The 20534-nt window shown below is 60.3% G+C and carries 20 protein-coding genes and 1 tRNA gene; 4 read left to right on the forward strand and 17 right to left on the reverse strand.

The features are described 5' to 3' along the window. Positions 1-341: 341 nt before the first annotated feature. The 6 genes from gmk to NW845_RS09050 form a co-directional block, all read right to left on the reverse strand. A complete protein-coding gene (gene gmk, locus NW845_RS09025; protein WP_414378209.1) occupies positions 342-995 on the reverse strand; it encodes a guanylate kinase in 654 nt (217 codons plus the stop codon). 94 nt (positions 996-1089) lie between these two features. Next, on the reverse strand, positions 1090-1359 hold the full coding sequence (gene remA, locus NW845_RS09030) for an extracellular matrix/biofilm regulator RemA (protein ID WP_414365713.1): 270 nt from the start codon (positions 1357-1359) through the stop codon (positions 1090-1092). A 388-nt stretch (positions 1360-1747) separates the two neighbouring features. Further along, on the reverse strand, positions 1748-2212 hold the full coding sequence (locus NW845_RS09035) for a hypothetical protein (protein ID WP_414378211.1): 465 nt from the start codon (positions 2210-2212) through the stop codon (positions 1748-1750). Between the two features lie 233 nt (positions 2213-2445). Continuing rightward, positions 2446-3657 (reverse strand): acetate kinase, encoded by a 1212-nt coding sequence (locus NW845_RS09040; RefSeq protein ID WP_414378213.1) that lies wholly within the window; start codon positions 3655-3657, stop codon positions 2446-2448. A 58-nt stretch (positions 3658-3715) separates the two neighbouring features. Continuing rightward, entirely contained in the window at positions 3716-5071 is a 1356-nt protein-coding gene (trmFO, locus tag NW845_RS09045) for an FADH(2)-oxidizing methylenetetrahydrofolate--tRNA-(uracil(54)-C(5))-methyltransferase TrmFO (RefSeq protein WP_414378214.1), read from the reverse strand. A 28-nt stretch (positions 5072-5099) separates the two neighbouring features. Next, on the reverse strand, positions 5100-6278 hold the full coding sequence (locus NW845_RS09050) for a TRC40/GET3/ArsA family transport-energizing ATPase (protein ID WP_414378216.1): 1179 nt from the start codon (positions 6276-6278) through the stop codon (positions 5100-5102). Positions 6279-6440: 162 nt separating this feature from the next. Here NW845_RS09050 and psbQ point away from each other — a divergent pair, with 162 nt between their 5' ends. After that, positions 6441-6863: a photosystem II protein PsbQ gene (gene psbQ, locus NW845_RS09055; protein WP_414365718.1), complete on the forward strand. Its 423-nt coding sequence runs from the start codon at positions 6441-6443 to the stop codon at positions 6861-6863. Here the strand turns inward: psbQ and coaD are convergent. From coaD to NW845_RS09085, 6 genes are all read right to left on the reverse strand, one after another. Beyond that, positions 6852-7334 carry a pantetheine-phosphate adenylyltransferase gene (gene coaD / locus NW845_RS09060; protein ID WP_414365719.1) on the reverse strand — a complete coding sequence of 161 codons (483 nt, stop codon included), beginning with the start codon at positions 7332-7334 and terminating at the stop codon, positions 6852-6854. The genes psbQ and coaD overlap by 12 nt on opposite strands. A gap of 25 nt (positions 7335-7359) precedes the next feature. Beyond that, the gene (gene cutA, locus NW845_RS09065; RefSeq protein ID WP_414378218.1) at positions 7360-7656 is read right to left on the reverse strand and encodes a divalent-cation tolerance protein CutA; all 297 of its coding nucleotides are present in this window, start codon (positions 7654-7656) and stop codon (positions 7360-7362) included. Between the two features lie 115 nt (positions 7657-7771). After that, complete coding sequence (gene galE / locus NW845_RS09070) at positions 7772-8782, reverse strand: UDP-glucose 4-epimerase GalE (protein ID WP_414372735.1); 1011 nt, start codon at positions 8780-8782, stop codon at positions 7772-7774. A gap of 64 nt (positions 8783-8846) precedes the next feature. Beyond that, positions 8847-10340, reverse strand: a complete 1494-nt coding sequence (locus tag NW845_RS09075) for a cobyric acid synthase (RefSeq protein ID WP_414378220.1) — start codon at positions 10338-10340, stop codon at positions 8847-8849. A gap of 211 nt (positions 10341-10551) precedes the next feature. Beyond that, positions 10552-10623: transfer RNA gene (locus NW845_RS09080), tRNA-Gln, on the reverse strand. Between the two features lie 29 nt (positions 10624-10652). Beyond that, a complete protein-coding gene (locus tag NW845_RS09085) occupies positions 10653-11267 on the reverse strand; it encodes an FHA domain-containing protein (protein WP_414365723.1) in 615 nt (204 codons plus the stop codon). Between the two features lie 287 nt (positions 11268-11554). On the opposite strand from NW845_RS09085, the gene NW845_RS09090 reads away from it, so the two are divergent. The 3 genes from NW845_RS09090 to NW845_RS09100 are packed head-to-tail and all read left to right on the forward strand — an operon-like array spanning position 11555 to position 14362. Beyond that, complete coding sequence (locus tag NW845_RS09090) at positions 11555-12403, forward strand: inositol monophosphatase family protein (RefSeq protein WP_414378222.1); 849 nt, start codon at positions 11555-11557, stop codon at positions 12401-12403. A 52-nt stretch (positions 12404-12455) separates the two neighbouring features. Continuing rightward, positions 12456-13382 carry an ABC transporter substrate-binding protein gene (locus NW845_RS09095; RefSeq protein WP_414378224.1) on the forward strand — a complete coding sequence of 309 codons (927 nt, stop codon included), beginning with the start codon at positions 12456-12458 and terminating at the stop codon, positions 13380-13382. Further along, positions 13340-14362: a DnaJ domain-containing protein gene (locus NW845_RS09100; RefSeq protein ID WP_414378226.1), complete on the forward strand. Its 1023-nt coding sequence runs from the start codon at positions 13340-13342 to the stop codon at positions 14360-14362. The genes NW845_RS09095 and NW845_RS09100 overlap by 43 nt, the downstream gene beginning before the upstream one ends. 12 nt (positions 14363-14374) lie before the next feature. On the opposite strand, the gene NW845_RS09105 is transcribed toward NW845_RS09100, so the two are convergent. The 5 genes from NW845_RS09105 to NW845_RS09125 form a co-directional block, all read right to left on the reverse strand. After that, the gene (locus NW845_RS09105; protein ID WP_414378228.1) at positions 14375-15970 is read right to left on the reverse strand and encodes a type II CAAX prenyl endopeptidase Rce1 family protein; all 1596 of its coding nucleotides are present in this window, start codon (positions 15968-15970) and stop codon (positions 14375-14377) included. Positions 15971-16033: 63 nt separating this feature from the next. Further along, positions 16034-16774, reverse strand: a complete 741-nt coding sequence (gene trmB / locus NW845_RS09110) for a tRNA (guanosine(46)-N7)-methyltransferase TrmB (RefSeq protein ID WP_414378230.1) — start codon at positions 16772-16774, stop codon at positions 16034-16036. 54 nt (positions 16775-16828) lie between these two features. Then, complete coding sequence (locus tag NW845_RS09115; RefSeq protein WP_414365728.1) at positions 16829-17749, reverse strand: L-lactate dehydrogenase; 921 nt, start codon at positions 17747-17749, stop codon at positions 16829-16831. A gap of 295 nt (positions 17750-18044) precedes the next feature. Further along, the gene (locus NW845_RS09120) at positions 18045-18401 is read right to left on the reverse strand and encodes a hypothetical protein (RefSeq protein ID WP_414372103.1); all 357 of its coding nucleotides are present in this window, start codon (positions 18399-18401) and stop codon (positions 18045-18047) included. A gap of 912 nt (positions 18402-19313) precedes the next feature. After that, entirely contained in the window at positions 19314-20069 is a 756-nt protein-coding gene (locus tag NW845_RS09125) for an ankyrin repeat domain-containing protein (protein WP_414366588.1), read from the reverse strand. Positions 20070-20534 lie beyond the last annotated feature (465 nt).

The following is a 20534-nucleotide window of genomic DNA, read 5'->3' on the forward strand; positions in this document are numbered from 1 at the left end:
GGGCAGAAGAAGAGACAAAAGCTCTGCTGCCAAGCGGGTGAGGAAACCCCACCCGCCTACGCGGTGGGGTAGTTCATACTGGCTCAGCAGATACTTCCTCTTCAGATTCACCCCCCCTACCCTGTCTTGGTGAAGCCTGAACAGGAGTTTCCGCACCTGAGAAGCCGGCTGCCGATGCTCTCGGCAACAGTTACCGTGTGGCTACTTGCACCCGTGGCGTTTCTAGAGCCAATTCAGTGCTATGCGAGCACTTGGCGTGGATGCCAAGCCTCGTGCCTCCGATTTTTAGCTAAAAAAAGACGCGAGCTCTCGGGAAAAAAGCGCGTGGAGTCGCAGAGCCCCTAGGATTGCCCCTTCCTTGGGGAGGGAGGATAAAGCAAGGCTTCCAACTCCTGCAGAGCTTGCTCTAGATTGTCGTTGACGATCACGTAGTCGAATTCGTCTTTGGCATCCAATTCTTTGCGAGCCTGTTGCAGACGGCGTTGGATGCTGGCTTCAGAGTCTTGTCCGCGTTCGCGAATGCGGCGTTCGAGCTCTTCTAGCGAAGGAGGAGACAGGAAGATGCGAATGGCATCGGGGCACTGTTGTCTTACCTGACGGGCCCCGGCCAGTTCAATTTCCAGCAGCACATCCTGACCCTGGCTGAGTTTTTTGAACACGATCTCGCGGGGAGTGCCGTAAAAGTTACCTGCGTACTGGGCCCATTCCAACAACTCATCGGCTTCAATCAGGTTGAGGAACTCCTCGCGAGTGCGGAAGTAGTAGTTGACGCCTTCCTGTTCCCCAGGGCGGGGGGGGCGGGTGGTTACCGAGACGGAAAAGTACAGCTCGGGGTGGCGCTGGCGCAGTTGGCTGACCAGGGTGCCTTTGCCCACCCCACTTGGCCCTGTCAAAACCACCAGGCGACCGCGAGTGGCAGGAGGCTGAGGGGCTTCCTGTTGCTGCAGGCACTCAGGGGGAGTTGGCGAGGAGAGCGTAGTGGGAGAAACTGCCATAGGCGGAGAGCGACAAAGGACGGCTGGACAGTTGGCTTGTTTGGTTTGTTTTAGGATATCTCACTCTCGGCCTCGCAGGCTGCTTGTGAGGCTTTTACTCAGGTTCCTCCGTCAGCCCAACCTTGGCGGTGAGGAAGCGGTTGGCAACGGTTTCGGGCTGAATGGCCGAGAGGATGACGTGCCCGGAATCGGTGATGATTACGGCGCGGGTGCGGCGACCGTAGGTCGCGTCCACCAACTGGCCTCTTTCGCGGGCGTCGCTAATGATGCGTTTGATGGGAGCTGACTCAGGACTGACAATGGCGATAACACGCCCGGCGGCGACGATATTGCCAAAGCCGATGTTGATTAGGCGAGTATCCATGGGTGGTGAGCCAATCTAGCGCCTGTCCGGCCAGCAGCCTTCATTAAGGTAGCAAGTCAAACTGCCGCTCAGCATTGACCGGCAAGGCCCTGACCTGTAAAGGTTTCTGCCGGATCGGCAAGTCCTCTCGAGGTTGGGTGGGCTCTCAGTTGGTGGAGCTTGGCCAGGACTGGAGAGGCTTTTCCATGCTTTGCGGCCCTCAGCCTTTTCCCCCAAGAAAGTCCAGGTATTGGCCAGCAAGCCGTTCTATGGCTACTGGAAATGGCTTTGTCCTCAGAGTAGCAAAGCCTCGTCAACGTCTGCGATGGCGAGGAGACCCCTTGCGTTGGCAGATTCTCTGCGGCGTTTTGCTTGGCAACTGCTGAAGGCCCTATTCTGCTTTTGAGCTTCAGAGCAGGCCGTTAAAGGTAAAGCTGCCGCTGCCCAGCCGCTCCTGGCGATCGAAAACGCTGATGGTGAGTTGATGGGATCCCGTCTGGGTAACGGTAAAGCGGTTCTGCGTCAGGGTAAGCCCTGTTACCGTACAGGCGGTGGCTCCGACAAAGCAGCCGGGCAATTGGGAAGCGTCGAAAGCCCCCAGGGTGACAAAGTTACCCAGCGGGGTGGTGACGGCAGCCAAGAAAGCGTTGGATCCTCGGATCCCGGCAGGGGCCTCGACGCGGAAGGAGACCACAAAGGTGGGGGTTTGCCCTACGGAGACGGTGCGTGGCGAGAGATCGGTGATGGTGAGGGAGGGAGGTGGTATCGGCGTCGGCAGGGGGGTGCTGCCGGTCGTCTCCCCACATCCTGCCAAACCGACGCCTAGGAGCAACAGCAGAGGGATCCCTCTGCGCAAGCGCTGTGCAGGCTGCATAGTTTCCCGTTACCTTCAAACGAGCTTGGTTTCGAGTTTAGGGCATCCCTCAGCTCCTCTCTCTCAGGGAGGGGGAAAATTGTAGGGACGGAGGCGACCTGCAGGGGTAGCGCAATGGGGTTCCCCTGTCGTCCCCTCCCCAGGGCTTTGGCCCCATTGTCGGGGGGGTGTCTCAACTGAGCCAGTCGTTGAAAAGGAGACAACCTGGCTAGAAGCAGCCTGAGATCCTTCGCCTATTCCCCTTGCAGGAGCTTTTGGCAGGCGGTGGCAATGGCCCAGTCTTCCTGCGCGGAGATAACCAGCACTCGCACTGGCGCATCAGAGGTGCTGATGTCGCAGTTGCGCGGGGATCCAGCATTGAGAACTGGGTCGATTTGAATCCCCAAAAAGCCCAGGTTGGCACAGGCTGCTGCCCGTACTGGCGCGGCGTTTTCCCCGATGCCGCCCGAGAAGACCAACGCATCCAGCCGATCCAAGCTCATGAGCATGGCCCCAATCTGGCTACGCAGGCGGTGGACAAAGAGGTTAAAGGCCAGCTCGGCGCGGGCATGGCCTGCCTGCATGGCTTCCAGGATAACTCGCATGTCGCTGCTGAGGCCGGACACGCCCTTCAAGCCGGATTCCCGGTTCAAGATGCGGTCAAGCTCCTCCACGTCCATGCCCCGGCGCAACTGATGGATCAAAATCCCCGGATCCACCGAGCCTGAGCGGGATCCCATCATCAAGCCCTCTAGGGGGGTATAGCCCATGGTAGTGTCGACACTGCGGCCCCCGCGAATGGCTGCCAGAGAACAGCCATTGCCCAAGTGGCAGGTGATGAGCCGCAACTCCTCTAGAGGCCGGTTCAAGATCTCAGCGGCACGGCGGGCGCAGTGCTCGTGGTTGATGCCGTGAAAACCATAGCGGCGGATCCCCTGCTCGGCCCAGGCGTAGGGAAGGGGATAGAGGGCGGCTGCCGGGGGCATCTGCTGGTGGAAGGCGGTGTCGAAAACGGCCACCTGCGGGATCCCGGGCAACAGCCGGCGCAGGAGGCGAATGCCCTCAAGAGCAGCAGGGTTGTGGGCTGGGGCCAGGGGGCTTAGCTGTTCGATGGCTTCTTCCACCTCGGGCGTGATCACGGTGGGCTGGTGGTAGAGGGATCCCCCATGCACCACCCGGTGGCCGATGGCGTTAATCTCCATTGCCCCTGCCAGCAGGGATCCCTCGCCTTGCCAGAGGCTTTGGAAGAGAGGAGCCAAATCGCCAATGCCGGCTGGGGGGGAAGGGGTAGGAAAAGGCTCCCAGGGGCCATCCTGCCGCCGCGTTTGGATGAGCGCCTTGCCAGGTTGGTAGGCAAAGTCCACCTGCGCCTGCCAGAGGGGGGTGGTCTCCACCTTGCCTTCAACAGTTGCAAAGAGAGAGACTTTGAGGCTGCTGGAGCCGGCGTTGAGAACCAGGATAGGCACGGGATCCCTCCTTTAGGTTTCAGGCTAGCTGGCCATTGGCTTGGGGAGGGTAGGGAACTCAGGCCGTTTGCGCTTGGCGCACTAGCCCCGTTGCCGCCAGCGCAGCCAAGGCGCGATCCCGGTAACGACCGTAGCGCTCTTGTTTACTGCGAACCTTCTGCCCCTCCAGCTCCGGCAGGAGGCCAAAATTGGCTGGCATGGGCTGGAAGTACTTGGGATCGGCGCTGCTGATGAACTGAAATAGGGATCCCATCATTGTCTCTGGGGGCAGCGTGATCAAAGGCAGCCCCAGGGCCAGGCGGGCGGCGTTCTGCCCGGCCAGCCACCCTCCCGCCACAGCGCAGGCGTAGCCCTCGGTGCCCACCAACTGGCCGGCAGCAAACAGGGTTGGCCGGCGGCGAAATTGCAACGTAGGCAGCAAAAGCCGCGGCGAGTTCAAAAAGGTATTGCGGTGCATGACGCCAAAGCGGACAAACTCCGCCGCTTCCAAGCCGGGAATGAGGCGAAAGACCCGCTGCTGTTCTCCCCACTTCAAATTGGTTTGAAAGCCCACCAAGTTCCACAGCTTGCCTGCTTTGTCCTCCTGGCGGAGCTGCACCACCGCATAGGGCCGGGTTCCCGTGCGCGGATCCACCAGCCCCACCGGCTTCAAGGGACCAAAGCGGAGAGTATCTTTGCCGCGGCGGGCCATTTCTTCAATGGGCAGGCAGCCTTCGAAAAACTTGCGCTCCTCTTTTTCAAAATCTCTGAGGGGTACCTGTTCTGCCTCCACCAGCGCCTGCCAGAAGCGCTCGTACTCCGCCTCCGTCATGGGGCAGTTGAGGTAGGCCGCTTCCCCTTTGTCGTAGCGGGAGGCCTGAAACACCACTGCCCGGTTAAGGGAATCCCCGGTAACAATGGGGCTGGAAGCATCAAAAAAACTCAGGTATTCCAGGCCCGTGAAGGCTTGCAGCGCCTTGGCTAGGGGCTCACTGGTCAGCGGGCCGGTGCAGAGGACGGCTATCCCTTCCGGGATCTCGGTTACCTCTTCCCGACGCAGGGTGATGAGGGGGTGGTTGGCAATGGCCTCTGTCAGGGCCTGGCTAAAGCGAGCCCGATCCACGGCCAGGGCTCCCCCGGCTGGCACGGCGTGGCGATCAGCGGTGGCGATAACCAGGGATCCCAGTTGGCGCAGCTCCTCCTTGAGCAGCCCTGCCGCCCGATCGCTGGCTAGGGCCCCAAAGGAATTGCTGCACACCAGCTCTCCCAGTTGATCGGTGTGGTGGGCTGGGCTTTGCCGCACAGGGCGCATCTCCGAGAGGATGACGGGCGCCCCCAACTGGGCAATTTGCCAGGCGGCCTCCGTCCCTGCCAGCCCTCCGCCCACCACATGGATGGGAGCTAGGGTTAGCGCTGGGTTTGGGGAGTGGTGCATCGCAGCCTCCAGGGAAAAGGATCCCAGCTCAAGCAGCAAAATGAATGCGCAGGTAGTCCTCTTCCATTTTGGCCCGCGCCGGCTTCATGGCGGCCAGGGTCTGGGGCAACACCAGGTTGCGGCGGTGGTTGCCAATGCGGATGTTGAGCTCGTCGCCGGTTTTGCTCAACTCCACCTGCTCCTTCGGGACCCCGGGCAGGTAGAGATCCAGGCGGTACTGGCCGTTGTCGGTAACCACCTGTATCGTCTGCTCGGCATAGAACACCTCCGCCGGGTTGCGATCCCCCCAGAGGTCTTTTTTCAGGCGGGCCAGGGCCTCCCACCCCACCAGCTCCTCTGGGTAAAGCGGGATCTCCACCACAGGCAGAGGGGCAAAGTTCTCGTGGATCTCCCGGCGATATCTCTGTTGAGCGGCTTTCCAGGCAGCAAAGTAGGGATCCACCACCCCTTCCGGCAAAATACGGTTGGCGATCACCAAGTCGGTAGCGACGCCGTAGAGGCTGAGGTAGGCATGCGCCCGCAGCGACTCCTTGATCACCATCTTCTCTGGGTTGGTGACCAGGCGCACGGAAGTGATGCGGTTGTCGGTGAGGATGCACTCCAGCCGCTCGATCTTTTGGTAGAACTCGTAGGGGGCATCCAGCACCTGGTCATCCGGCAGGGGGATCCCTGTTAGCCCTTTAACAATGGGCTCGGCGATGGGACGCAGGACCCGCGCCAACCCCTGCAGAGGTTTGTAAAACTTGCGCATGTACCACCCGGAAACATCGGGCAGGCTCAAAAGGCGCAAGGCCGTGCCGGTGGGAGCGGAGTCGATGATCAGCACATCAAACTTACCCTCGTCGTAGTGGCGGTTAACCCGCACCAAGGCAAAGATCTCGTCCATCCCCGGCAGCACTGCCAGCTCCTGCGCCTGCACGCCGTCCAGCCCGCGGGCCTGCAGCACCTGCGTGATGTAGGTCTTGACGGATCCCCAGTTCAGCTCCAGCTCCTGCAGGGCGTCCAGCTCTGCTCCCCAGAGGTTGGGCTTGACCTCCACCGGCTCGTGGCCCAAGGGCTGGTCGAAACTGTCGGCTAGGGAGTGGGCTGGATCAGTGCTCAGAACCAGGGTCTTCAGGCCTAGCTCAGCACAACGCCAGCCGGTTGCCGCTGCCACGGAGGTCTTGCCAACCCCACCCTTGCCGGTCATGAGGATGATGCGTTGCATCAGAGCACCATTTACATTCTTTTACAAGACTAGATTAACCGATTTCCTGTCCTCTCCCAGGAGGGCGAAGAGCCCAAGGTGCAGTCAACAGGTACACTATTGGTTGCCGAGAAAGTGATGACTGAGACATCGAGCCTGTTGGAGGCAGGCGGGAGGTAGAGAATGATGCGTCGTTGGCAAAGCGTGTTGCTGGTTGCCATTCTGACGTTGGGGCTGTGGCTGGGATCCCTTCCTGTCCAGGCGGCTGCCGCCTTGCCCCGAGAGCTGCAACAACTGGAGCAACAGGTGGAGCGGCTGCAGAGCCTGGTAGACGCCGAGGACTGGCTGGAGATCCGCTCCTACATTCATGGGCCGATGGGCATGACCCGTAAGACCTTGAACGGCCTAGCATCCACCCTGCCAGACAAGCAAAAGCGAGAGATGCTGCGCCTGGCCAAAGAAATGGGCCGCGGCTTGGAGCAACTGGACTTTGCCGCCAAAGCCTACGACCAGCCGGAGGTGGAGGTGGCCCAGGCCAAGGTGAGAAAGACGTTGCAAGAGCTGAAGGCCCTGTTTTCGCAGGCAGGGATCCCTTCATCCAGTTAAGGGAAAACGCTCCCGCAGATCTTGAACCACCGGTGGGGGCACCAGGTGATCGATGGGACCGCCTAGCTTGGCCACCTCCTTGACCAGGCTGCTGCTGACGAAGCTGTGTTCGCTGGCGGTGGCGAGGAAGAGGGTTTCCAGCTCGGGGGCCAGCAGCTTGTTGGTGTGGGCCATCTGCAGTTCCACGTCAAAGTCGGACAAGACGCGCAAGCCGCGCACGATAACTTTTGCCCCCCGTTGGCGGGCGTAAGCCACCGTCAGGCCGGAAAAAGTATCGACTTCAACGTTTTTCAGGTGGGCGGTGGAGAGGCTAATCTGCGACTGCCGCTGCTCCGGGCTGAACAGAGGGGTTTTGTTGGGGTTTTTCAAGACGGCGACGATCACCTTGGAAAATAGGCGGCTGGCCCGCTCGATGATATCGAGGTGCCCAAGGGTGATCGGGTCAAAGCTGCCGGGATAGAGGGCGATCATGGTTCAAGGGGGGTACTGCTTTTCCTTACCCTACCTGCTCTCGGGCCCAAGCCAAATAGGTTGTACTGACGTGGCTAGCTGGGATAGCCAGGATCTCCGGCTCTTGGTAGGGGTGGAGCTCCCGCAGCCGCTGCTCCAGGCGGGGATAAGCAGTAGAGGGCAATTTGAGCAACAGCAAAAATTCGGCTTCCCTCTGCAGGGATCCCTGCCAGCGGTAATAGGAGGTTATCGGTGGCAGCACCTGGGCACAGGCCACGTAGCGCTCGGCCACTAGAGTGTGGGCCAAACGATGGGCGTCGGCCTCGGATCCTACCGTGGTCATGACAACCACAAGGGTGTTTGGGGCGATCTGGCTGTCCATGGGAAGCCGGGAAATGGGCAGGGGGCGATCTCCCCTGATCGTACTGCTGGATCCTCGGATCGCCATCCCAGTTGGGTCAGGCCCCCCGGAGCAGAGGTGTGGCCTTGGCAAAATAGGGCCGCTTTTGGTGCCAGCGCCAAGCTGTCTGCACGATCTCGGCCAAGTCGGCATAGCGGGGCTGCCAGTTGAGATCCCGCTGGATGGCCGCGGCATCGCCCACCAGGCAGGGGGGATCCCCCGGTCGGCGGGCCCCAATTTGCGCCGGGATCTGTCTTCCGGTTACCGCTGCTGCCGTGGCGATCACCTCCTGGACGGAGAAGCCCTGGCCATTGCCCAGGTTGTAGGCTGCCTGCACAGGCCGGCCAGACGCCAGCGCTTCTAAGGCCAACACATGAGCCTGCGCCAGGTCGGCGACATGGATGTAGTCGCGGATACAGGTACCATCAGGGGTGTTGTAGTCATCGCCAAAAACGGTGATGTGGGGGCGTTGGCCAGCGGCGACTTCCAGCACCAAGGGGATGAGGTGGGTTTCGGGGTCATGGGCTTCGCCGATTTCTCCGTCGGGATCGGCGCCGGCGGCGTTGAAGTAGCGCAGGCTGATAAACCGGATCCCGTGGGCGGCCTGGAAGTCCCGCAGCATCTGCTCCACCAGGAGTTTGCTCTGTCCGTAGGGGTTGATGGGGCGCTGGGGGTGGGTTTCCGGGATGGGGATCTGCTCCGGCACGCCGTAGGTGGCGCAGGTGCTGGAGAACACCAGGTAGGGGATCCCGTGATCCCGCATGGCCTCTAGTAGAGTTAGGGATCCGGCCACGTTGTTGCGGTAGTATTTGCCCGGATCCTTGACCGACTCGCCCACGTAGGCGTAGGCGGCAAAGTGAATCACCCCTTCAGGGCGGTACTGGCGGATAACCTGATCCAGCCGCTCCCGGTCGGCAATGTCGCCAATTGCCAAAGGCCCCCAGCGAACAGCCCAGGGGTGACCGTAAACCAGGTTGTCATAGACAATGGGCAGGTGGCCGTGGGCTGCCAGGGCTTTGCAGGTGTGGCTGCCGATATAGCCCGCGCCGCCTGTAACCAGAAGCCGCATAGGCCAGAGGAGAAGGCAGTTTCCGTCCAGAATACATTCTTGCAGACCTTGGCAATTCCCCGGCCTATTCCAGGAGGTGCTGCAAATCCAGATGAGGCCGCCAGGCCTCTGCCAGACGATCCAGCAGTTCTTCCCGTTGCTGGGCGTAGTGGCCGTCCAACTCCGGCAAGGGATCCCAGCCTTTTTGTCGGCGCAGCCAGTTGAGCCAGTGGCGCCGCCAGCGGTGGTTGTCGAAGAGGCCGTGGAGATAGCTGCCCCAGACTCGGCCGGTGGGATCCCGCCAACCCAGGCCTTCTTGCTCGAAGATTGGCAGGCAGCCAGAGGAATCGGCCTGGGTGGATCCCTGATGAATTTCATACCCCTGGACGGGGGCAGGGGTGGGCCAGCAGATTTGTGTCTGCACCTGCTGGGTAACCTTGGTGGGTTGCAAGACGGTAGTCAGCGGTAGGAAGCCCAGCCCGGGGTAGGTGCCGGCAACTCCCTCTAGGCCGGCGGGATCGGCGATGGTTTGCCCCAACATCTGCAGCCCGCCGCAGATGCCAACAATGTGGCCGCAATAGTGGCGCAGTTGGTCAGCCAAGCCGCTCTGACGCAGCACAAGCAGATCCTTGAGGGTAGTCTTGCTGCCGGGTAGGATGACCACATCCGCGGATCCCAGGCTTTGGCCGGGGTGAACCCAGCGCAGATGGACGCTAGGCTCCGCCAGCAAGGGGTCGAAATCGGAGAAATTGGCCACCTGGGGCAGGCGAACCACCGCGATCTCCAAACAGTCTTTCCCCAAAGCTTGGCGCCGGGGGCGGCGATCTTCCCAGAGTTGCGGGCCGGCCTCAAGGCCCATTGAATCCTCTTGCGGCAGCACCCAATCCAGCCAGGGCAGAACCCCCACCACCGGGATCCCGGTATAGCTCTCCAGCCAATCCAGGCCAGGCTGCAACAGCTCCCGCGCGCCGCGAAACTTGTTGATGACAATACCGCGGATCAGGGCCCGCTCTGCCGGCTCCAGCAATTGCAGCGTGCCCACCACGTGGGCCAGCGCCCCGCCCCGGTCGATGTCGGCCACCAGCCAAGTGGGGGATCCCAGATGGAGGGCAACCCGCATGTTGGCCAGATCCCGGTGTTTGAGGTTGACCTCTGCCGGGCTGCCTGCCCCCTCGCAGATAATCCACTCGTACTGCTGTTGCAAACGGGCCAGGGCTGTTTTCACCGCCTCCCAGGCCGGCGCAAACCAGCGCTCGTAGTACTCCCTGGCGCGACAGGTATCTACTGCCACGCCGTTCAAGACGATCTGGGAAGTCAGGTTGCCCTGGGGCTTGAGCAAAATCGGATTCATCTCCACCGCGGGCGGGATCCCGGCGGCCCAAGCTTGCAGAGCCTGCGCATAGGCAATCTCTTTGCCCTCCGGGGTGACGTAGGCGTTGAGGGACATGTTCTGGGCCTTGAAAGGGGCAACCTTCTTCCCCGCCTTTTTCAGGAGGCGACAGAGGGCAGCTACCAAAAGGGTTTTGCCTACGTGGGAAGAAGTCCCCACCATCATTAAGGATCGGCAGGCACCGCTCATCTGGATCCCTTTCCCTCGCTTGCCGGTTGTCCACCTTCTCCCCTAAGCCGGCCACGCCGGGTCGGTGGATACCTTTCCCTCAGCTAAAGCCGCTGCCCAGCCGACACAAAAAGCACAACCCTCCGCCGGCCCACCCCTTCCCAGCCCTGGGAAGGAGGTCAGGCCAGAAGACCCTCTCTCGTTTCGCGGGCAGGCTTGGCGCAACTTAAGACTGGGGCAGATGGATTCGAACCACCGAATGGCGGGACCAAAACCCGCTGCCTTACCGCTTGGCGATGCCCCAATTCACGGTAATTAACTGGCTTAACTAATCTAACGATGCAGCTTTGGATCTGTCAACGGGCTACGGCGACCTCCTGGATTGTCGAGAACGGAGTTGGATCCCTGCTGGGATCCTTTGCTGAGATCAGAGTTGACCTCAAAAGGGTTGGGCAGATGGGGAATGCGGGCCACCTCGAAGAAGTAGGCGCGGATCTCCGGCCCAAAGTAGATAACATCGCCACTCCTCAAGTAGTGGGTAGCTACCCGCGTACCGTTGACGAACACCCCGTTGGTGCTGGACTGCCCCTTGCGGTTGCCGTCGACTAGACAATACGTAAACCCTGTGCGATTGGACTTGGTGGGCACTCGCACCAAATAGGCGTGGCGGCGGGAGACGAAGCGGTTGACGATCTGGATGGCATTGGAGGGATCCCGGCCAACCGTGTAAATGCTTTCCCGCAGGATGTAGCTGCAGGGCCGCACAGGATGGCAGACGGACAGGGTAAACTCCGGGTGAGACAACGGCTGCTCAGGGACTTGGTCGAACAGATCCAACGGCAGGTCAAAGCCCTGGCTGGAAAGAGAACTCCCCTCGCTCACCTCTGTGATGGAGGTCAAAAAGTCGTCGTAGCTCTGTGGCAACAGCGTTTCCTCCTCGACGCTCAACCGTATGCCCGGCAGCCTAGCTCTTCAAGTCTAAGCCCTTAAACCTTAGAGTTCCTCAAAATCCTACCCTTCCTACCCTTTCCAATTGGCCTCGGCAGGCTGTCGGAAAACCCACAAGCCTTATGTACTCTACTATACACCACAGGCGGTTTTGGAGATACTCCATTTCTCCAAAAATGGGAGCTCAGGTTGGGCCTGCTCCTGTTGTCAGGGATCCCTTGGGAGCCACAGCCTTGGCCGCGGGCGGGCTATTCTGGGTAGCAGGTTTGTAGCCTTGAGGTGTGGGTGTGACGACGGAGGCCCTGTTGCGTCGGTTGGATGTGGCCACAGAGGCAGCCCTGGAGGCAGGGGCTTTGCTGCGCAGTTACGTGGGGGGCAACCTTGCCGTTGAGGAGAAACGTCCGGGCGACTTGGTGACGGCAGCGGATCGCGCTTCTGAGGAGCTGATCATAAAAATCTTGAGGCGGCACTTCCCCGAAGACGGGATCTTGACGGAAGAATCCGGCCAGCAGGGATCCCCACAGGGCACCTATGCCTGGATGATCGATCCCCTTGATGGCACCACCAACTTTGCCCACGGCTATCCCTTTGCTGCCGTCTCTATTGGTCTGCTGGAGGGGCGGGAGCCGGTGCTAGGAGTGGTCTGCGACATCTTTCGCGGGGATCTCTTTCGCGCTGTGCAGGGGATGGGAGCCACCCGCAACCGCCAGCCCATCCGCGTCTCCTCTACTACCGAACTCTCCCGCAGCCTCTTGGTAACCGGCTTTGCCTATGACCGGCGCGAAACCCCGGACAACAACTACGCTGAGTTCTGCCACTTCACCCACCTCACCCAGGGAGTGCGCCGGGGCGGATCGGCTGCCCTGGACTTAGCCTACGTGGCCACTGGCCAGTTGGATGGCTATTGGGAGCGAGGTCTCTCCCCCTGGGACATTGCCGCCGGGATTGTCTTGGTGCGAGAGGCCGGCGGCAAGGTCACTGCCTACGATGGCAGCCCGGTGGATGTGTACAGTGGCCGCCTGCTGGCCAGCAACGGCTGGTTACACGCTGCTCTTCAGGAAGAACTGGCCCAGGTCAGCCCCCTGCCGGTCTCCTTCCCCATGCGGCGGCCTCGAGAGCGAAACGGCCAAAGATAAAGATGAGGTAAAGTTCAGGCAAAAATTGGGTAAGCTTTACGCACAGGCCCTTATGGCTCCTTCCCAAGGTCAGAGAGATAGCTTGGCCGGGAAAACACTTCGGCGTTGTTGCTGGGCGGCAGGATTTGGCCTGGCGCTTCTCTTGGGGATCCCGGCCTACCCTCAGCCTGCCCAAAAACCGGCCCTGCCCGCTCCTGCCGGCGAGCGAGCCCAGCCCCCCGATTCCCGTTGGGCCGAAATTCAGGCGCGGGGGCGCATCCGGGTTGGCCTGGATCCCAGCCTGGGCCCGGCTTACCTCTACACCGACCTAGAGCGGCAAACCTACGCCGGCTTCGAGTGGGAGATCCTGGAGGCGCTTGCCCAGACGCTGCAGGTGCAGGTGGAGCCCGTCTACGTGGCTTGGAGTCAGCAGTTGGCGGCTTTGCAAGCGGATGAGGTGGATCTCATTTGGGGGGCACGGGAAGCTTTGGGCTTGGATCCGCAGCAATTTCTCGCCACCCGGCCCTACTACCTCAGCCCGCAGCGCTTGGTGGTACGGGATCCGGGGCCAGGGGAAACTCCCATTGAGGCGCTGTCGCAATTATTTGGCCGCAAAGTGGGCATTGTAGTGAACAGTACGGGAGCAGCTCTGTTGGAGGCGTACAACGAGAGGCGGGGCAACGCCATTCGTCTTTTTGCCACCAGCAACCCGGAGCGCCTGTTTGCTCAGCTCCAGGCCGGCCAGTTGGATGCCGTACTTGTCGATCAGCCTGTTGCCGCCCTGAGCCTGCGCCAGGCGGGATCCCGGCTGCGCCTGGCGGGGCCGCCTCTGTTCCCGATTCCTCTGGTGGGCGTGGTATCCTCGCAGCATCCTTCCCTGAAGGAAGCCGTGGATGGGGCAATCGCAATCCTGACCGAGAACGGAACTTTGCAACGCATCTTGGAGAAGTGGCAACTATGGGATCCAACTCTGATGTCCCCCGCCTCAGCCGAGGACTAGCTCGCTACGAGACGGACCATTTCGCCATCTTGGGCGTACCCCTCACCGCCGACTCCAAAGGGATCCGGCGCGGCTACCTGCAGGCGGCCAAGGCCCTGCACCCGGATCGGTTTGTCGGGGATCCGGAAGGGGCAGAGCGGGCCAACGTCCTCTTTGCCAAGCTGGTCAGCCCAGCCAACGAGGTGCTGGCCAAGGAGCGGGAACGGTCAGAATACGAGACTGTGCTCAAGCTGCGCGTTCAACGCCTGCTGGAGTCGCCCCCTCCTGATCTATGGCCCACTGGAGAAGCCGTCAAAGGCCTGGCCGAGTGTGCCGATTGGCAGGAAGAATACGTCCGGCGGGTGGAGAAGCTGGCCAAAGAGCAATACAGCTCCATGGCCACGCTGCTGGAGAAAACCGAGCAACTGAGTGAGCTAAACCTAGCCTATTTACTGCTCAAGGCCGGCTACAAGGGAATCCCGACTCCTGCCGCCAGAACCACCACCCTGACTGGGATCCCAACCCCTTCCCCCAGCCGCACCACCTTGGGTGGGATCCCGGCCGGCTCCCCCGTTCCGTCTCCTACTGCCCCGCCCACCCCGCCCCCAACTCCGCAACTCAGCCCCGCTGAGACTCGCTTCCTGCAGGCGCTGGACATGATCGAGCGCAAGCAGTACCGGGTTGCCATTCAGTACTTGAACTTTGCCATTAGCGCCCAGCCCAACGTGGCCCGCTACTATCTGCACCGGGGTATCGCCCACCTCAAGCAGGGCAACGCTGGTATGGCCAAAGCCGACTTCCTGCAGGCCAGCCGCCTTGAGCCGGGCAACGCCGAGTTGATGGCGGAGGTGCGCCGCTGGTTGCAGCAGGTCACCACCCAGCAGCCGGTTCCTGTCCCCTCGGCCAGCCGCCAGACCTCCCAGGCCCAGAAAATCGTGCCACCGCCGCGCAAAGAAGACAACAGCGGCTTCTGGAGCCGCCTCTTCGGCAAGAAAAAGTAGGCCCAACTCCCCTCAGGAAGCGTCCCCCAGTACCAGTAGCGTGACCAGGGATCCCGTATTCCAGAGGCTGTGCAGCAGGATGGGGGCCAACAGGTTGCGGCTGTGGCTGTACACCACCCCCAGCACCACCCCTAGCATGGTCAGCGGCAGCAGATCGGAAAGGTTGAGGTGGGCAAGGGCAAAAGTGAAGGCACTGAGCAAGATAGCTGCCCCCATCGGCAAGTAGCGGCTCAGCGTAGGCAGCCAAAAGCCCCGGAACAGCACCTCCTCAAAAACGGGGGCACAGACAGACACCACGGCCAAAAACAGCAAGCGCGCCCCCCAGCCGTGGCTGTCCAGCAGCAGCGGCAAGATGGGGTTCCCACCCCCTGCTTGGGGCAGCAGCAACTGCGACAGCGCCGCTGCCAGCACCACCAAAGGTAGGGCCACCCAGTAGCCGCATAGGCCCCAAAGCGGCCAAGGGCCCCACAGCCGCACCTGCAACGCCTTCTGCCAACCGGGATAGAGCCGGAGAAGCCGGTACAACAGGGCTGCCCCCAGCAGAGCGCCGGCGTTGTAGGTGAGAAACAGGGTCACCGCCTGATGCCAAGGGCTGAGCTGTTGTGCCCCCAAACCCAGCAGGACCGTGTAAAGGCGGGGCACCAGCGCATTGAGGAGAATAAACCCCAAAAACCAGCCGGTCAACACCGCCTGCGCCCCGATCCCCGGCCAAGGCACCTCCCACGGCGGGCCCACAAGAGGACGTTGGCGCCAGAAGCTCCAGCCCAGCCAACCCAACAGGAGGATTAGCCCCAGCAGCGCCCCCAGCACGGGGATCCCGCCCACCACCGTCAGCCGAAACAGGGCTGCCAAGGCCAATTTTTCCTGCTCCTGGTTGAGGGCATTGAGGCTGTCGCTGCGCTGTTGCAGCCGGTAGAGCTGTTGCAAGGCCACTGCCTCAAACCAGCCGTCTAGGTGGTTGCGGATCTGCACCTCAGCCTCGGGCAGAATGCGCCGTGGCGTTCCCCACAGCCCTTGTAAAACCTGTGCCACCCCCTTCTGGCCGGATTCCAGCTCCAAGGGACGTTCTGGATCGACTATCTGCTGCCACTGCTGCTGGGCCGCCTCCAGATCCTTCTGGTAAGCGTAGAGCAAGCCCAGGCGTAGCCGCAGGCTGTCTAGCTCTGCCTGCAGATCCTGGGCAGAGGCCAGCAGGACGGGATCCACTGCCGGCGCTTGGGCCGGCCCCACTTCATCCGACATCCTAGCCAACTCGGGTTCGCCCACTGTTTCCAGCCGCGCCACCCGTTTTAGCCGCTTCAAGCGTTCGGCGTAGTTGTCGGCCACCTGCCGGTAGCGATTGTTGGCCAGCTCGAAAACGTTCCGCCCTAGCAGAGCCTGCGCCAGATCCTGATAGCGGGGATCATCTAAGGTGCGGGCAGCCTGCAGGGCGAGATTGGTTTGCAACAGATCCAACTGCGTTTGGGGCGGCGGCTGAAACCAACTGCTGGAAAGTGAAAGCCCGACAATCAAAAGGGCCAATAGGCTCAGCAGGTTGAGGATCCCACGGCGAACAGAAAGCCAAGCGGAAAAGGGATCGACAGAGGCCGTGGCTTCAGAGGGAGACATGGCAGCAACAGAGGCAACTCCAGCGGGTTATATCCTAGCTTCTATTGGCTTTAGCCGGAGGGGTCAGCGGCGCTCTAGCCAATACCGGTAGATGGGCAGCCCCAACTGCAGGCACTGCCACTCCCGCTCGGTAGGAATACCAAAGGGGTTGTCATCGATGGGCCCCTGGCAGGGATCCCAAAACTGCGGATGCTCTAGGAAACGAGCAACCATCTCCTCGGCAATTTCCTGCACGTCCGACTGCAAAAAAACAGGGCTGCGCGGTTGCAGCAGCAGGGCCAGATCCGCCACCAGTTGGGGCTGGACGATCCGCCGTTTGTGATGGCGCTTTTTGAACCAGGGATCCGGAAATTGGATGGTAACCCGGCTGAGATCTCCAGGGGCAAATAGATGGCGCAGGGAGACGTTGATGTTGGCAAAGAGGAAATGGACGTTATCTAGCCCCAGCTCGTCCCGCCAAGCATTGGCCCGCTCCACCAGCGGCTGCCGAATCTCCACGCCCAAAAAGTTCCAATCCGGCTGTTCCTGGGCCAGGCGCAGCAGAAAGCGTCCGCTCCCGCTGCCGATATCCAAGTGAAAGGGTTGCCCCAGCCGCCGGTACACCCGTTCCCAGTGGGGTGGAGAAGCAGGCTGCTGGTATTGCGCCTGCAGAGGGTTGACATGTTGCCGCAGCCGCTGGCCGAGACCCCTCTGCAGCGGGATCCCTGCCCAAGGCGGTGCAAGGCAGCCTTTCTCAGGTTGGGCTTGCTGCGCCCGTTGCCCCTCTGCTTCCCCAGACCACCTTCTGCTGCCGGTTCCAGCCATAGCGAACCCAACGCCGCCTCCCACAGCCTGGATCAAAAGCAAAGAGAATCTAAGCTACCACTGAATGCTGTCAATGACTTGCCGCAAGATGTGGGCCGAGCGGTGCAATTGCTGTTGCTCGCTCTCGGTGAGGGACATGACCAGCGTGCGCTCCACCCCTTGCCGACCGACCACTCTCGGCAAACTAAGGCAGACCTCCGGCAGACCATACTCCCCCTGGGTGAGGCTGCTCACGGTTAAAACGCGCCGCTGATCCCGTACCAGGGCCTGGACAATTTGCGTCACCCCCAGACCAATGGCATAGCTGGTGGCCCCTTTGCGGCGGATGATCTCATAGGCGGCATTGCGCACCTGCTCGAAGATGTCGCCCAAATGGGCGGGATCCCACTCCGGCGAGAGCTCGCCAATCGGCGTGCCGGCAATGTTCACCTTGCTCCAGACGGCCACCTCGCTATCCCCATGTTCGCCGATGATGTAGGCGTGCAGGCTGCGCGGATCCACCCCCAGCCGCTGGGCCAAAAGATAGCGAAAGCGGGCCGTATCCAACACCGTGCCCGACCCCAACACCTGCCCCGCCGGCAGCCCCGATAACTTCAGGGAAACATAGGTCATGATATCGACGGGGTTGCTCACCACCAGGAAAATGGCGCTGGGGCAATGCTCCATCAAGGCCGGGATCAGGCTTTTGAAAATCTCAACGTTGCGGTGAACCAAATCCAAGCGGGTTTCTCCAGGCCGCTGCTTGGCTCCCGCCGTCACAATCACGACGTCTGAGCCGGCGCAATCGGCCAGCTCTCCCGCCCAGATCCGCGTCGGCTCCACAAAAGGGATCCCGTGCACCAGATCCATCACTTCCCCTTCCAGCTTGGCCCGGTCGATGTCGTGAAGAACCAGCTCATCGAGGGTGTTCTGGATCACCATCGCGTAGGCGCAGGCCATGCCCACCTGACCGGCGCCGATGATGGATCCCTTCAAAAGGCGGCGAGAAGTCAGCCCACTGGCTTGCTGCTCAAAGGGTTGCTTGGGTTGGCGCTCAGAAACGGTCATGGCTTCAGCCGCTGCACTTCCCTTCCCAGCTTAAGCCTGGCCAGGCGGAGAGAAAAATAGCAGCGGGACTATCGCTTCCCCCAGAGCAAGAAAAGCTGGAAGGGAAGAGAATTTCCGTCTTCCCGGTCGCCTCGGCGGCGCAGATCCCCAGGGGCAAAGTGACTTCGATTGGATTTAAATGCCGTAAAGGTTTTAATAGTTTTTTTAAGGATTCTGGTAGACCTTAACTCCGTTGCTGGGTTAGCCGCTGCCAAAGCTCCAGAGGAATGCGCTCGTGAGGACACTTCAGGGAGCGAATCTGAGCTAGATCTTCCGGCAAGTAGTGCAAAGCCACCCGCGCCGTTGCGTCTAAGAGGCTGTGCCGCTGCTGGGGATGCTGCTCGGCTTCTCCGAAAAACACATCCAGCCAGCCATCCTGCTCTTGGTAGCGCATCCGCAAAGCGGAGAGAGAAGGTAGGGACTCTTGGCGATAGAGCTGGAAGCCCTGCCTAGGACTCCACCCCAGCCACCACTGGGGCGCTAGTTGCCCCAACTGCCGACACCACACGCCCGCCTGCACCTGTTGCCATGTCATGCTCATCACTCCGTGACCTGCAAAGACCTAGCTGCAAATTTTTTCCAACTACTTTAGCCAAGTACTCTACCAGACTCACTCAGTTTGATGCAAGTCTCTATCAAAGAGTGCCCCGTATGCTCCGGGGGTATATTGCAACTTGATCTCAATAGTGCTATCCTGTCACTCAGGTGAGTGGTGGAGTCAAATCCATCAGTCTTCCTCTCTTGTCTTGGATAGAGCGGGGATCCCGCGCCGGCGGAACTGGCCATCCTGCGTTTGGCAGGGATCCCTTTTCCTCCTTTCCCCTCAAAGTTGAGGTTTTAATCTAATGAGACTAAACATCAATTAACAGGGGAGGGAGGTTTTCCGCCAACACCGTGTTGAAGGAGGAGGTAGCAGTCGAGGGTGATTGCGCTTGCGTCGGCGGGCTAGCAAGCGGAGGCGGCGTGAAGCGCTGGGGAAGCATCTTGAGTTATTTGGAATGGCTATAAATCTTCTAAGGAGATAAACGGATGTTTTCGGAACAAGCTAGCTGTTCCGTCCTTGTTTTGTTCTCTAAAAAATGATTCTGAAAGAAGATTAAAATTTGGAGAAAAGGATTGAATCAGGTGCGACTTATCGATTAGAATCTAGATGGCGTTAACGCTAACCGCGACGAAGAGATCGGAGAGAGGAAACCTAACATCCTCTCTCCTTTTCTGTCTCTATCTCTTGTCTCCCAAGAAGTAGGGATCCCTTACGAATGGAGATACAATCTAAGGTGTTCCTTGCTCTTACCCCTAACCCTTTTTCCACCCCTCACCCATGGCCCGTATCTCAGAGGGAAGCTAGGGATCACTTTTGAAAGTGACTATAGCTTTTACACCCTCAACTACCCTTTCAGATTCTTGTTTTTGTTTGGCGTGACTTAGGATCTCGCTTGAGCTTTAAGCCAAACTAAAGGGTTGCGCCTCGGTCTTGCAGCCATTGGGCAGCTAGCTTGTGCTGCCGCTTTTGCGCATAGGCTAAAGGTGTGTGCCCCTCCTGATTCCGGGGGTTTAATTCGGCCCCATGCTGCAGCAAAAGTTCTAGGATTGGGACATGCCCTTCCCAGGCAGCCCAGTGCATGGGTGTTGCCCCGAAGCGGTTGCGCGCGTTGACATCAGCCCCGTACAAAATGAGAAAGCGAGCGATGCCCAAGTGTCCTTGTGTGGCCGCCTCGTGCAGAGGAGTTCGCCCCGTCTCATCAACGGCATCCACCGGTGCCCCCTTGGAGAGTAGGCGAGCTAGAACGCTTTTCCTACCCGTAGCCGTAGCCCAGTGGAGAACGCCACAGGCGTTTGCCCCTTTTTGGATCAGCAGACTGATAACTTCTGCCTGATCGGCTAGGGCAGCCCGATGGAGAGGAGTGTATCCATAGCGATCTGGTAGATCGATCTCGCTGCCTGCCTGGAGAAGCCGCTCCACCACTTCCACCTGGCCGCTGGCTGCAGCCAAATGGAGGGGTGTAGCCCCGCTGGAATCCACCGAGTGGACAGAAGCGCCATAAGCCAAAAGCAAGTCCAACAACTCCAGATTGCCGATGAGTATTGCTTTGTGAAGCGGGGTAACCCCCTGCCAATCGGGAGCATTCACATCTGCCCCTTGCTGCAAGTAAGCCAGCAATTGTTGCAGATCTTGATTGGCCAAGGCGCGGTGCAGGGCTTCGCTCATAGTTACTGGGAAATAGGGCTTAAAGTTCTTCAGGGAGAGTTAGGAATAGGCAAAGTCTAGGCTTTACAGCTTGGGCAAAGTCTAGCACTGGATCCCTGCCTCTGAAGTAGCTGCCCGCAAGAGGCCTCTTGGTGCTCAGCCAGCAGGGTCAATGCAGCATCAAGCCTTGACCATGAGAACCATTCTCGACAAGCTTGCATCTCAATTGCATTAGCGCTGAGAGGATCCCTTGGTTCAGCCTGGGTTGACATGCCATGATCAGCGGCAGAGTCAGAGGTCGGAGCTGACTTTTGGCCCAGGTTCTGCAACTCTCAATTCCCTTCCTTCTGCCACCGCTCATGGACTACTACGCGATTCTGAACCTGTCTCCCCAAGCAGACAGCGAAGATACAGCCTGTTAAGGAATCAAGGGGTACAGTAGCAACACTTAGCAAACCAACTTCGGAAGCAGGATGGATTAATCAG

Source organism: Synechococcus sp. H60.2, assembly GCF_047462315.1.
Taxonomy (GTDB): domain Bacteria; phylum Cyanobacteriota; class Cyanobacteriia; order Thermostichales; family Thermostichaceae; genus Thermostichus.